Genomic DNA, 13,939 nt, shown 5'->3' with positions numbered 1-13,939 from the left:
TCCATCAGCGCAAGGCACGAACGGCGATCATAGGCCTCACCCACGCCCTGCACAATCGTACAAGACCCCGGCAGACAACCCGAGCCAGACTGGGTTAACGTACTTATCTATCTTTCTTTGTGACACGCCACCATGGGCAAACCCACCGCCACCCTCGACTGGCTGCACCGCGCGCCACATGCCAGTGGCCTGGACCGTATCGAGGCGTACTTTGCCGGCTTCGCCTTCGACCCGCATCGCCATGACACCTACGCCATCGGGCGTACGTTGACCGGCGTGCAAAGCTTTCACTATCGTGGAGACATGGTCCACAGCCTGCCGGGCACCACCATGGTGCTGCATCCCGATGAGACCCACGACGGTCACGCCGGCAGCGATGAAGGCTTCAAGTACCGGATGATTTACGTCGAGCCGGCGCTGATCCAGCAGATTCTCGGCGGCAAGCCGTTGCCGTTTATCCCCAACGGCCTATCCACCGACCCACGGCTATTCCGCGCCAGCGAAGTGCTGCTGCAGAACCTGGATAACCCCATCGACCCGTTGCAGGAACAGGACGCCCTGTTTGACCTGGCCCACGCCTTGAGCAACGTCTCGGGCGGGATCGTCAGCCGCAAGACCTTCGACTATGTAGCCGCCGAGCGTGCACGGGAATTTATCCACAGCGCCTTGGGCCGCAGCATCACCCTGGATGAAATGGCCGACCATGCCGGACGCGACCGCTGGGCCTTGTCGCGGGATTTTCGCTTGCTGTTCGGCACCAGCCCCTACCGCTACCTGACCATGCGGCGATTGGATCTGGTGCGCAGCCTGTTGGCCCAGGGCCAATCGCTGGTCGACGCGGCGATGACCGCAGGGTTTACCGACCAGAGCCATATGACCCGGCAATTTCGTAGCACGTACGGCATGCCACCGTCGCGCTGGGTAAAAATGTCAGACCGTTTCCAGGGCAGGTAACCCGGCCGGTTGCTTGAGACGCAGCGCCAGTATCGCGCCTGCCAGGGCGATCGCCGCGCTCCACCATAACGCCTGCTCGATCCCACCGGCACTCGCCACCGACACCAGCACCGCCAATCCCAACGCCCCGCCGATCTGCTGACTGGTGGACGCCATCCCCGCCGCCACGCCTTGCTCTCCCGGCCGGATACCCAGGCCCGCCGCCACCCACATCGCGGTCCAGGTCATACCCTGGCCGATGCTCAAGATGAAAATACCCGGCAGCAACGACCAGAACCCCACGCCGGTCGGCAATGCCCATACCACCAGCGCAATGCCCAGCGCGCCAGCCAGTTGCCCGATGACGAGGGTGTTGCGCAACCCCAGCCGCACCAGCGAGCGCTCCGCCAGCCAGATGCCGAACGTGCACACCAAGGTCGCCGGCAAGAACGCCAACCCCGACTGCAATACGCTGTAGCCGTAAACTTGTTGGTAATACAGCGCGAGGAAGTAGTACTGCACGCCAAAGCTGCTCATGAACACCGCTGTCAGCACCATGGCCATACGCAGCTCACGGTAGGCAAACAGGCGCAGCGGCATCAGCGGGTCGCGGCCTCGGTGCTCGATCCAGGCGAACAGCCCGAGCAGTGCCAATGCCAAGGCCAGGCAACCGAGGGTGGACGGGGCCGTCCAGCCCCATTCCGGGCCTTGTACCAGGGCAAACACCAGTAACGTGCCGCCGACGGTCACGGTCAACGCGCCGCTGATATCGAAGTTGCGTCCACGCGCACGCTCACCATCAGCGGGGATCCAGTACCGCGCCACCCACGCACAGCCGCCCGCCAGAGGCACGTTCACCAGAAATACCGCTTCCCAACCCCATACCTGGGTCAACACGCCGCCCAGCAACGCGCCCAACGCCAGCCCCGCCGCCGACGCCGCACTCCACACGGCAAACGCACGGTTGCGCGCCGGCCCTTCGGCGTAGTGAGTGTTGATCAGCGCGAGCGTGGCCGGGAACAGCATCGCGCCGCCCACGCCCTGCACCGCCCGCGCCAGTACCAGCAATATCGCGCTGCCACCCAGCACCGCCGCCAGGGAGGCCAGGGCGTAGAGCGACTGCCCCACCCGGTACAAACGCCGTTTGCCCAGCAAATCGGTGGCCCTGCCACCCAGCAGCAGGAACCCGCCAAATGTCACGCTGTAGGCACTGACCACCCACTGCAGTTGTTGGGCGGAAAAATCCAGGTGCATGCCGATCTGCGGCAGGGCAACAAACACGATGGTGGCGTCCAGCGCGATGATCAGTTGCGCGGTGGCCAGCAACGTCAACATCCAGCCTGAGGGTCGAGAAGGAGACATCACAGCGTCCTGTCCGAAAATAAGAGAGCATCAGTTTCTTTCATGCCTGATCGATGATAAATAGCGCTATCACTCTTTCAGTAATGACTTTAATCATGGATCTGAACGCTGTTCGCCTGCTGGTCCGCGTGGCTGAAACCCGCAGTTTCACCCGTGCCGCCGGTGACCTTGGGCTGACCCAGTCCGGTCTGTCCCGCGCCATTTCGCGCCTGGAAAGCGAGTTGGGGGTTCGCCTGTTGCAACGCAACACACGCAGCGTCAGCCTCACCCCCGATGGGCAGATGTTGTACGAGCGCAGTGCACCGTTGCTGGCGGAGTTGGCCGAAGCCGAAAAACTGCTGCTCGACCGGCGCAGCAACCCGTCCGGTCTGTTGAAGATCAGCACGCCGTCACTGTTCGGGCGCAAAGTGGTGATGCCAGTGATCGGCAAATTGACCTTGCGTTACCCCGAGTTGCGTATCGAGGCGGTGATGACCGACCGCCTGGTGGATATCGTCGATGAAGGCTTCGATGCGTTGCTGCGTACCGGCGAGATCCAGGACCAACGCCTGATCGCCCGCACCCTGCCGCCACTGCGTTGGGTCACGGTCGCCGCACCCGGTTATCTCGCACGTTTCGGCACACCGCACTGCGTCGATGACCTCAAGCACCACAACTGCCTCACCGTACGTAACTTGCGCAGCGGCCGCCTGGTGGACTGGCAGTTCATGATCGACGGCAAGGTGCAGGATGTAAGCGTCGAAGGGCGGCTGATCTTTGACATCGGCGATGCCCTGGTTGACGGCGCCGTGGGCGGTTTTGGCATTGCCCAGGTGATGGATTTTGCCGTGCGCGAAGACCTCGCGGCCGGGCGCCTGGTTCCGGTACTGGAACACGTCGCCGGGCGCAGTCGGGCGATCTCGTTGGTCTACCCGCCGTCCCGGCAGTACTCACCGAAGCTGATGGCGTTTGCCGAAGCCCTCAGCCAGGCAAAATGGTAACCCTGTAGGAGCCGGCTTGCCGGCGATGCGGCCTGTGGAGTAGACGTACTCCTGAATACGGTTATCGCCGGCAAGCCGGCTCCTACAGGGGGCGTCAGGCAAGGGTCTTGCCGGTGATCGGCTGGCCGATGGTCAGGAAGTTGCCGCCCGCCACATGGTGCAAGGTGCGCAGTTCATCATGGCCTTCGAAGTGCCAGCGGCCGTCGCTGAATACGCGCTCGTCGGCATAGGCCGCCACCACTTCACCCAGGAACAGATCGTAGGTCTGCTGGTTATGGGGCTCGGGCAACAGGCGGCACTCCAGCCAGGCCACGCAACCTTCCAGCAACGGCGCTTCGGTGTGTTCACCCTTGAACGTCTGCAAGCCGTAGGCGGCAAATTTGTCCGTGTCGGCGCCGGTCGTGTTACCCACGGTTTGCACAAGATCGGCCTGGGCCGCGCAAGGCACCTGCAGTACAAAGGTGCCGGCGCTTTCGAGCAGTTGACGGGTCCAAGTGGACTTGTCCAGCACCACAGCGACCTTCGGTGGTTCAAAATCCAGCGGCATGGCCCAGGCAGCGGCCATGATATTGCGCTGGCCATTGTGCGCGGCGCTCACCAGCACGGTCGGGCCATGGTTGAGCAAACGGTAGGCCTTGGACAGCGGAACGGGGCGACGGTGGGTAGGGCTCATGGACGGTCGGCTCTTCATGCAAGAAAGCGCCTACGATACCTGAAGCCTCAGGCTCAACTCGACAGTTGGTTGGCGAACTGTCCTACCGCACTGACCACCTTTTGCGCGCCGTCCTGGATCTCCACGATCACCGTGCCCGCCTCGGCCGCCAGGGCCAGGCCTTGCTCGGCTTGCAGGCGACCCTCAGTCATCAGGCTCACAGCATCGCGCGCCATGTCCTGGTTCTGACGCACCACGCCGACAATCTCCTCAGTCGCCTTGCTGGTACGCGAGGCCAGCTGCCGCACTTCATCGGCCACCACCGCAAAACCACGCCCCTGCTCGCCTGCTCGCGCCGCCTCAATGGCCGCGTTGAGCGCCAGCAAGTTGGTCTGCTCGGCAATGCCGCTGATGGTCTTGACGATTGTCCCGATCACCTGGGATTGAGCGTTCAGCGCCTCGATGCCCTCGCCAGCCTGTTGCATGTGCTTGGCCAGGTCGCGCATCACATCCACCGCTTGGGTCACCACGGTGGTCCCACGCTGGGCGCTGTTATCGGTTTGCAGCGACGTGCTGTAGGCAATGTTTGCCGCCTCGGCCACCGCCTGTTCCTGGTTGACCTGGTCGGTGATCACCGTGGCGAACTTGACCACTTTATACAGCCGGTCCGTCGCATCCATCACCGGGTTGTACGTCGCCTCCAGCCACACTACACGGCCGTGGCTGTCCACTCGCTTGAAGCGCGCCGCAACAAATTCACCGGCGTTCAAGCGCTTCCAGAAATCCTGGTACTCGGTGCTGTTGTATTCCTCCGGCTCGCAGAACATGCGGTGATGTTTGCCCTGGATCTGCGCCAGGCTGTAACCCATGCCGCCGAGGAAACGGTCGTTCGCGGTGAGCACGTGGCCACCGAGGTCGAACTCGATCACCGCGGTGGAACGTACCAGCGCGGTGATCAGGTTTTCATGCTCGCGGGAAGCTTCAATGGTGCGTGTGAGGTCACTGGAATAAATCGAGAAATGCTTGATGCGCCCATCGGAACTGCGCACTGGCTGCACAATCGAGCGCAACCACACTTCCTGGCCATTGCCGCGCACCAGGCGCACGGTGCCGGCGAAATGTTCGCCGCGCACCAGAGCGTTCTTGAAGCGCAGCTGGAACTCATCCTTGCGCACGTGGGCCGGCACCAGATCTTCGATCGGCCGTCCGATCAGTTGGCCACTCTGGTAGACCAGTTCCTGCAGGAAGTTGGCATTGGCCCATTCCACCCGGCCTTCGGCGTCCAGCGTCAGGCACAGCATTTCACTTTCCAGGCTCTCCTTGACCTGATTCAAGCTGGACAATTCTTCGCGAAGAGCCGACAGCTCCTGCTTCAAACGGGTGTTGAACATGGGGCACCGATGATCAAATGAGGGAGATGGATCTGACCTGCATCGGCGTTGCCGGCGTTTTCTGAAGAGGGCTTTAGCCCCATTCCCAACTATATTTTTGGATCCATCAGCTGCCATTGTTTCGGCACACGCCCATCACTTGATACTCAAGGGTATTGAGCTTGCCGCTGGAGTCTTCATAGGTCATGCGCGACGGCACCGGGTTGCACGAGCGGATCGGTGGCGTGACGTTGACCACCTTGGCAATGTCCAGCTCCAGGCCATAGCGATACACCTGGACCTCAGGCGCGGGCTTGCCCTTTTTGGCGGCATAGTCGGCCATGGCTTTCTCATTGCGTTCCATCATCAGTGCGAACGTACGATCACCCCCGCCCTCGGCCAATACACCAAAAGACAAAACTGCCGTTAACACGCCCAACGCGATTTTATAAAGATTCATGGTTAGTTCCTCGATTGAAAGTTCAGTACCGAGACTAACCAACGGACCCTGACGCAATCTTCACCAGAACATTACTTATTTGTTAGATAACCGTGAGTTTCCAGAATTGTAATGTTCACGCCACTTCTTCGTTATCCACGGTTTGCAACTATCAGCCCGGGCCAGATCAATAAGAACGCCCACTCCCATAAGAAGCTGAACACTGCCAGTACCCAGGAGCGAACCATGCGTATCCGTCACTACAGCCTTCCCCTTTCACTGTGCGCCGCCTTGCCCTTGACCGCCGTGGCTGCGCAGGAGCCGCCCGAGGGCTTTATCGAAGGCAGCAGCGTTAACGTGCTGGCACGTAATTTTTACTTCAATCGCGATGATCGCAAGGGCCAGTCCAGCCCCACCGGCAACGGCTATTCAGAAGCCTGGGCGCAGGGATTGATTGGCCGATTCGAATCCGGTTTTACCCAGGGCACCGTGGGGTTCGGCCTGGACGCATTCGCCATGGTCGGCGTGAAGCTGGATTCGGGCACCGGTCGCAGCGGTGGCAAAGGCTCGTTCGGCGTGCTGCCGGTGGACAGCAACAACCACCCGGAAGACAACTACAGTAAATTTGGCGGCGCCGCGAAACTACGCGTACTGGACACCGTGATCAAAGCCGGCGATGTATTCCCGCTGACGCCGGTCGTGGCGTACGGTGATTCACGTGTCTTGCCGGAAAGCTTTCGTGGGGTCACCGCGCAAAACACCAGCCTTGAGGGCCTGAGTTTGCAGGGCGGGCGCCTGAGCGGCATGAGCCAGCCGACGCAAAGCGGCATGGACAAGGGCTTTGCCACCTTCTACGCGGGCCCGGTCGACTCGCCCTGGATCGGCTATTTCGGCGGCGACTACACCGTGAACAAAAATCTCAGCGTCAGCCTCTACAGCAGCCGCTTGAAAGACGCCTGGGACCAGTACTACTTCGGCACCGCGGGCAGTTATCCGCTGGGCGAAGACGTCTCGCTGTTCGGCGACTTCAACTACTACAAGGCCGTGGACGAAGGTAAAAAGCTGCTGGGCGAATTCGACAACAACATCTGGAGTGCCAGGCTCGGAGTCAAGCTCGGCGCCCACAGCCTGGCCGTCTCGCACCAGCGCAACAACGGCGATGACGACTTCGATTACCTGCGCCAGTCGGACTCGATCTTCCTCAACAACTCGATCCAGTACAGCGACTTCAACTCGCCCAAGGAGCGTTCGTGGATGGTGCGCTACGACCTGGACATGCAGGCGTTCGGCATTCCCGGACTGTCGTTCATGACCCGCTACGGCAAAGGCACCGGCGCTGACTACAGCAACGCCAACGCGGTGTACATGCGTCGCGATGCGTCCGGCAACCCGCTCACCGACCAACGTCGCTGGGAACGGGATATCGAGGCCAAGTATGTGGTGCAAGGCGGCAGTTTGAAGGACTTATCGCTGCGACTGCGCCAGGCGACGGTGCGCTCTAGTGCATTTGAGTCGGACCTGGAAGAAGTCCGCTTGATTGTCGAGTATCCCATTGCAGTGCTTTAAGGGAGGCCCATTACATTCACTTGCCGATGCACTACATCTGTTCACAAGTTGAAGTCTGTCAAAACTGTAATATCGGCCTCACCTTCTCGTTAAGTTGCACTTTTTACACTGCACATCGAACACACCTCATCTCTGCGGCTTTTGTGTAGCTCCTTTGGAACAGAGATGAATTTTTACGCCCCGGTTGGGGCGTTTTTTTTGTGTGCAGACTTGAGTGACGAATCGTCGCACCTGTCTGAGCTGGCTTGACCCTAAAGCTACTTCACGCTTCAGAATTTTCCTACAGATCACTCAGCCTCTCCATGAGGCCATGCCCCTTTTCGTATTCTTTGAAGGTAACCCCCCATGCGTATCCTTGTGGTTGAGGACGAACAAAAAACCGCCGACTACCTGCAGCAAGGCCTGACCGAAAGCGGTTATGTGGTCGATTGCGCCGCCAGCGGCGTTGATGGCCTGCACCTGGCCCGGCAACACAGCTATGAATTGGTGATCCTCGACGTCAACTTGCCCAACACCGACGGTTGGGAAGTGCTGGAGCAACTGCGCCGCGACGGTAACCAGCGCGTGATGATGCTCACCGCGCGCGGCCGGCTGGCCGACAAGATCAAGGGCCTGGACATGGGCGCCGATGATTACCTGGTCAAGCCCTTCGAATTTCCCGAACTGCTGGCCCGCGTGCGCACCTTGTTGCGGCGCAGCGAGCACATCCCGCTGCCGGATGTGCTGCGCGTCTCGGACCTGGAACTGGACCCCCGCCGACACCGCGCCTATCGCGGCAACCGTCGGATTGACCTGACCACCAAGGAATTCGCCCTGCTGCACGTACTGATGCGCCAGGCCGGTGAGGTGATGACCCGCACGCAGATCATCTCGCTGGTCTGGGACATGAACTTCGATTGCGACACCAATGTGGTGGAAGTCTCCATCAGCCGTCTGCGCGGCAAGGTCGATGACCAGAGCGAGGTGAAGTTGATCCATACCATTCGCGGCGTGGGCTATGTGCTGGAGGCGCGCCCATGAAGACCAGCAGCCTGTCGATGCGCCTGGGGCTGACAGTCAGCCTGATGGGCGCCGGGTTGGTGGTGCTGCTGGCAAGCCTGGCGTACCTGGCCCTGACCCACGAGCTGGACAAACTGGCACGCAAGGGCCTGGAAAACAAAATGGAGCAACTGGCCCATACCCTCAACCAGGGCCTCGATGAACACCGCATCACCAACCGTCCTCATTCACTGCTGGACCTGGTGATGGGCCACGACAACATCTACCTGACCATCCTAGGTGCACGGCCCGATGCACCGGTACTGCTCAGCGTCGGCGCCAAGCCCCAACAGCCACTGCTACTCGACGTGCCCACGGGCAAAAACCTGGCCTATTTGAACTGGGTCGACGGCCAGGGCAATCGCATCCTCAGTGCGACGCGACTGATGCCCTTGCAAGGTGGCGAGTATGTCCGCGTGCTGCTGTCGCTGGACCGTTCCGATGATGAGGCGTTGCTCAGTGCCTACCTGCGCTCCACGGTGATCGCCCTGCCGATGTTGCTGATCCTGATCGGCATGGGCGCCTGGTGGCTGGTGCAGCGCGGGCTCGCGCCGTTGCAGCAGTTCAGCCGCGTGGCAGCCAAGGTCACAACCCAGGACCTGACCCATCGCCTGTCCCTGGACAACCTGCCCAAGGAGCTGGGCGAATTGGCCGAGGGCATCAACGTTATGCTGCATCGCCTCGACGCCGGGGTGCAGCAACTGTCGCAGTTCTCCGATGACCTGGCCCACGAGCTGCGCGCGCCCCTGACCAACCTGATGGGCAAGGCCCAGGTGACCCTGTCCCGCGAGCGACCCTCGGAGGAATACAAGGCCGGCCTGGAATCCTGCACCGAGGAAATGGAGCGCCTGTCGCGGATTGTCTCGGACATGCTGTTCCTCGCCCAGGTCAGCCACCCCGCCGCGCGTGCCGGGTTTGCACCGGTGTCACTGGCACAGGAAGCACAGCGGGTGATGGAGCTGTTCGCCCTCAGCGCCGAGGACAAACACATTACCCTGAGCCTGCGCGGCGACGCCTGGGTGACGGGGGATCGGCTGATGATCCAGCGCGCCATTTCCAACCTGCTGTCCAATGCCATTCGCCATACCCCCGATGCTTCCAGTGTTTTGCTGCTGGTGGAAAGCTATGACCAGAGCGTTTCGCTGTCGGTGGGCAACCCGGGGCGTGGTATCGAAGCCCATCACCTGCCCCACCTGTTCGAACGCTTCTACCGCGCCGACAACAGCCGCGCCCGCGCTGAAGGCGGCACCGGCCTTGGGCTGGCGATTGTGCAGTCGATCATGCGCCTGCATCAGGGGCACGCCGACGTCAGCAGCCAGCCGGGCCGGTTTACACGGTTCAGCCTGGTGTTTCCTCTTCCTTGCGATGCGCCCATTGATACAGCGCCGGCAACACCAGCAGGGTCAGCAACGTAGAGGAAATGATCCCGCCGATCACCACCGTCGCCAGCGGCCGCTGCACCTCAGCGCCGGTGCCGGTGGCGAGCGCCATGGGGATGAACCCGAGAGACGCCACCAACGCCGTCATCAACACCGGGCGCAACCGGGTCAGCGCCCCCTCGTTGATCGCCATCGACAATGAACGCCCTTCCTCGCGCAGATTGCGAATGAACGCGATCATCACCAGGCCGTTCAACACCGCCACGCCGGACAAAGCAATAAAGCCCACCCCCGCCGAGATCGACAACGGAATATCCCGCAGCCACAGCGCCATGATCCCACCGGTCAAGGCGAACGGAATGCCGGTGAACACCAACAGGCCATCCTTGAGGTTGTTGAACATCATGAACAACAGCCCGAACACCAGCAGCAGCGCCACCGGCACCACGATGCGCAAGCGCTCGGACGCTTCCTTCAACTGTTCGAACTGGCCGCCCCAGGTGGTCCAGTAACCCGCCGGCACCTTCACCTGGGCGAGAATCGCCGCCTCGGCCTCTTCCACAAACGAGCCGATATCCCGCCCACGTACGTTGGCGCTGACGATCACCAGGCGCTTGCCGTTCTCACGGCTGATCTGGTTCGGGCCGAGCACCAGGTCCAGGCTCGCCACCTGGGACAAGGCGATGAACCCCAACTGGCCCGCCGCGTTACTCGGCACCGGAATCAACAGCCGCGACAGCCCGTCGATATCGGTACGCAGTGCGTCAGACAAGCGCACGACCATGTCAAAACGCCGGTCACCTTCGTACAACGTACCGGCCTGGCGCCCACCGACAGCGACGGCAATGGTGTCCTGCACATCGCCCACATTCAGGCCAAATCGCGCGGCCTTGTCGCGGTCGATATTGATGGTCAGCACCGGCAGGCCGGCGGTTTGCTCAACCTTGACTTCCGAGGCGCCCTTGAGCTTTTTCAGCGTCTCGGCAATTTCCCCGGCGGTCTTGTTGAGTACGTCCATGTCATCGCCGAACACCTTCACCGCCACATCACTGCGCACGCCGGAAATCAACTCGTTGAAACGCAACTGGATCGGCTGCGACAACTCGTACGCACTGCCCGGCACAATCGCACTGGCGCGCTGGATATCAGCGATCAGGGTTTCGCGGGACTTCTTGGGATCTGGCCATTGGTCCCTGGGTTTAAGCATCACGTAGCTGTCGGAAATGTTCGGTGGCATCGGATCCGAAGCGATCTCCGCAGTGCCGGTGCGCGCGAATACCCGCTCGATTTCCGGCACCTGGGCCATCAAGGTTTTTTCCAGTTGCTGCTGCATCTGCACCGATTGCGTCAGGCTGGTGCCAGGCACGCGCAGGGCCTGCTGGGCAAAGTCGCCTTCGCTGAGGCTGGGGATAAATTCGCTGCCCATACGGCTGGCGACAACGCCTGAAGCGACGATGGTCAACACGGCCAAGCCAAACACCAGCGGCCGACGCGCCATCACCCAGTCGAGCACCGGTGCATAGACCCGACGCGCGCTGCGCATGACGATATTTTCTTCTTCCTTGACCTTGCCGGTGACGAACAGCGCAATCGCCGCCGGGACAAAGGTCACCGACAGAATCATCGCGCCCAACAGGGCGATCACCACGGTAAACGCCATGGGGTGGAACATCTTCCCGGCCACGCCGGTGAGGGCGAAGATCGGCAGGTACACCACCATAATGATCAGTTGCCCGAAAATCAGCGCTCGCCTTGCTTCCTTGGCGGCAGCAAACACTTCGTGCAGGCGCTCGCTACGCGTCAACAGTCGTCCGTGACGCTGCTGTGCGTGAGCCAAACGGCGAATGGCGTTCTCGACGATCACCACCGCGCCGTCGACGATGATGCCGAAGTCCAGCGCGCCGAGGCTCATCAGGTTGGCGCTGACTTTGTTGGTGAACATCCCGGTAAAGGTGAACAGCATCGCCAGGGGAATCACCATCGCAGTGATCAGCGCAGCGCGGATATTACCGAGGAAGAGGAACAGCACTGCCACCACCAGCAGCGCACCTTCGAAGAGATTCTTCTTCACGGTGGCGATGGCTTTTTCGACCAGGTTGGTACGGTCGTAGACGGTGACGGCAACCACGCCTTCGGGCAGCGAACGGTTGATCTCTTCGAGTTTTTTCGCCACGGCCTGGGACACGCTGCGGCTGTTTTCGCCGATCAACATGAATACCGTGCCGAGCACCACTTCGCGGCCATTTTCGGTGGCGGCGCCGGTACGCAGCTCTCGGCCGATCTCGACCTGGGCCACATTGCGCACGCGAATTGGCGTGCCGTCCGAACTGATGATGACGATGTTGGCAATGTCATCGATGGACGCCAATTGCCCCGGTGCACGGATCAACAGTTGCTCGCCGCTGCGCTCGATATAGCCGGCGCCGACATTGGCGTTATTGCGTTCCAGCGCCGTGACCAAGTCATTCAAGGTCAGGTTGTAGGCGGCAAGGCGCTTGGGGTCCGGCGCAATCTGGTATTCCTTGGCGAAGCCGCCGATGGTGTTGATCTCGGCCACGCCCGGCACGTTGCGCAGTTGCGGTTTGATGATCCAGTCCTGGATAACCCGCAAATCCGTCGGGGTGTAAGGCGTGCCGTCGTCCTTGAGCGCGCCATCCTTGGCTTCGACGGTCCATAGGAAAATTTCTCCAAGCCCCGTGGAAATCGGCCCCATCGCCGTCTCGATGCCCGTGGGTAATTGCTCGCGGGCCACTTGCAGGCGCTCGTTGACCAATTGGCGGGCGAAGAACAGGTCAGTGCCGTCCTTGAAGATCACCGTCACCTGGGACAAGCCGGAACGCGACAGCGATCGCGTCTGCTGCAAACCGGGCAAGCCGGCCATGGCGGTTTCGATGGGAAACGTGATGCGCTGCTCGGTCTCCAACGGTGAATACCCGGCCGCCGCCGAGTTGATCTGCACCTGCACGTTGGTGATGTCGGGCACCGCGTCGATGGGCAACTTCTGATAGCTGGCGATGCCGACACCGGCCATCAACAGCACCGCCAGCAGCACGATGATGCGCTGCTCGATGGCAAATTGGATAAGGCGCTCAAACATGGGGAATCACTCGCGGGATCAATGGGCGTGTTCGGCCGAGCCTTTGCCCAGTTCGGACTTGAGAATGAAGCTGCCAACGGTGGCCACCTGTGCGCCGGCGTCGAGGCCCTGGCGTACTTCGACGTAGCCGTTTTCACTCGCGCCAAGCTCCAGATGACGAGTGATAAAACCGTGCTCGGTGCGCACGAACACCGAGGGCTTGTCCTCGACGGTCTGGATCGCCTCCTGCGGTACAGTGACCTTGGCCTGGAACGTGTCGGCGGCCAGTTGCACGCTGACAAACAGACCAGGACGCCAGGCGTCGTCAGGGTTGGGCACACTGATGCGCACCGTCGCGGTGCGGGTTTGCTCACCGAGCAAATTGCCGACATACGCCACCGTACCCTGCACTTCAGTGCCCATTTCGGTGGAGCTGACCTTGACCGGTTTGCCGACCCGGACCTTGTTCAAATCCTTGGGAAACACACCGAACGTGACCCACACCTGGGACAGGTCCGAGAGGATGAAGGCGTTAGTCGTCTCACTCACGACTTCACCGACACCCAGGTGTTTTTCCACCACCACGCCGGCGAACGGCGCACGCAGCTCATAGCGATTGCCACCGACCAGCACAGCACTGCCGCTGAGGGCGGTCATCTTTTGTCGCGCATTGTTCAGGGCGATTTCGGCTTCTTGCAGGGTTTGGCGCGCCAGCAGGTAATCCTGCTCGGCGGAGATTTTGTCCTGCCACAATTGGCGTTCGCGCTGGAAGGTGGTGCGCGCCAGCTCGACCCGTCGCTCGCTGGCCGCCAACTCACTGCGCTGATCGGAAATCTGCTGGCTGGAGATCACTGCCAACAGCTCACCTTTCTTCACCGATTGACCGAGGTTGACCTTCACCGACTCCACCACGCCCGCCGTGCGCGGGACGATGTGGGAGGTACGGTCTTCGTCGAAACGCACCTCGCCCGGCAGCACCAGCAAGGTGCTGACCGATCGCGGTTGAGCCTCGGCGATTTGAATGCCGGCGGCCTGGATCTGCTGTTCGGTGAGTTCAAGTTCGCCTTCTTCATCGGCCTTCGCAAAACCGGACAGCATCAGGCTCAAGGCGACGGCGATTGCCACGCCGTGTCTGTTGTTCATA

10 protein-coding genes and 2 pseudogenes are annotated in these 13,939 nt (G+C 61.3%); 5 read left to right on the top strand and 7 right to left on the bottom strand.

The features are described 5' to 3' along the window. The first annotated feature begins 132 nt into the window (after window positions 1–132). Window positions 133–954, top strand: coding sequence for an AraC family transcriptional regulator (locus HX868_RS06195; RefSeq protein ID WP_177002275.1), 822 nt, complete (start codon window positions 133–135; stop codon window positions 952–954). Here the strand turns inward: HX868_RS06195 and HX868_RS06190 are convergent. Continuing rightward, a complete protein-coding gene (locus HX868_RS06190; RefSeq protein ID WP_177002526.1) occupies window positions 931–2,268 on the bottom strand; it encodes an MFS transporter in 1,338 nt (445 codons plus the stop codon). The genes HX868_RS06195 and HX868_RS06190 overlap by 24 nt on opposite strands. 122 nt (window positions 2,269–2,390) lie before the next feature. Here HX868_RS06190 and HX868_RS06185 point away from each other — a divergent pair, with 122 nt between their 5' ends. After that, entirely contained in the window at window positions 2,391–3,275 is an 885-nt protein-coding gene (locus HX868_RS06185) for a LysR family transcriptional regulator (protein WP_177002274.1), read from the top strand. 94 nt (window positions 3,276–3,369) lie between these two features. On the opposite strand, the gene HX868_RS06180 is transcribed toward HX868_RS06185, so the two are convergent. The 4 genes and pseudogenes from HX868_RS06180 to HX868_RS06170 form a co-directional block, all read right to left on the bottom strand. Further along, complete coding sequence (locus HX868_RS06180; protein ID WP_177002273.1) at window positions 3,370–3,948, bottom strand: flavin reductase family protein; 579 nt, start codon at window positions 3,946–3,948, stop codon at window positions 3,370–3,372. Between the two features lie 53 nt (window positions 3,949–4,001). Further along, window positions 4,002–4,433: pseudogene (locus HX868_RS31185) on the bottom strand (methyl-accepting chemotaxis protein); the annotation flags it as partial. Between the two features lie 108 nt (window positions 4,434–4,541). Beyond that, window positions 4,542–5,228, bottom strand: a pseudogene (locus tag HX868_RS31180) (PAS domain-containing protein); the annotation flags it as partial. 196 nt (window positions 5,229–5,424) lie between these two features. After that, a complete protein-coding gene (locus HX868_RS06170; protein WP_016974914.1) occupies window positions 5,425–5,757 on the bottom strand; it encodes a DUF2790 domain-containing protein in 333 nt (110 codons plus the stop codon). A 225-nt stretch (window positions 5,758–5,982) separates the two neighbouring features. Between HX868_RS06170 and HX868_RS06165 the strand changes: the two genes are divergently transcribed. The 3 genes from HX868_RS06165 (at window position 5,983) to HX868_RS06155 (ending at window position 9,755) form a co-directional block, all read left to right on the top strand. Next, on the top strand, window positions 5,983–7,302 hold the full coding sequence (locus HX868_RS06165; RefSeq protein ID WP_177002271.1) for an OprD family porin: 1,320 nt from the start codon (window positions 5,983–5,985) through the stop codon (window positions 7,300–7,302). A gap of 345 nt (window positions 7,303–7,647) precedes the next feature. Further along, window positions 7,648–8,322, top strand: a complete 675-nt coding sequence (locus HX868_RS06160; protein ID WP_033898419.1) for a heavy metal response regulator transcription factor — start codon at window positions 7,648–7,650, stop codon at window positions 8,320–8,322. After that, window positions 8,319–9,755 carry a heavy metal sensor histidine kinase gene (locus tag HX868_RS06155; protein ID WP_177002270.1) on the top strand — a complete coding sequence of 479 codons (1,437 nt, stop codon included), beginning with the start codon at window positions 8,319–8,321 and terminating at the stop codon, window positions 9,753–9,755. The genes HX868_RS06160 and HX868_RS06155 overlap by 4 nt, the downstream gene beginning before the upstream one ends. On the opposite strand, the gene HX868_RS06150 is transcribed toward HX868_RS06155, so the two are convergent. Continuing rightward, window positions 9,679–12,816, bottom strand: a complete 3,138-nt coding sequence (locus HX868_RS06150) for a CusA/CzcA family heavy metal efflux RND transporter (protein ID WP_177002269.1) — start codon at window positions 12,814–12,816, stop codon at window positions 9,679–9,681. The genes HX868_RS06155 and HX868_RS06150 overlap by 77 nt on opposite strands. Window positions 12,817–12,834: 18 nt before the next feature. After that, window positions 12,835–13,938: an efflux RND transporter periplasmic adaptor subunit gene (locus HX868_RS06145; protein WP_177002268.1), complete on the bottom strand. Its 1,104-nt coding sequence runs from the start codon at window positions 13,936–13,938 to the stop codon at window positions 12,835–12,837. Window position 13,939: the final 1 nt, after the last annotated feature.

It is taken from the genome of Pseudomonas reactans, from assembly GCF_013385825.1.
GTDB classification, from domain to species: Bacteria; Pseudomonadota; Gammaproteobacteria; order Pseudomonadales; family Pseudomonadaceae; genus Aquipseudomonas; species Aquipseudomonas reactans.
This window is presented reverse-complemented; position numbering and strand designations above follow the sequence as displayed.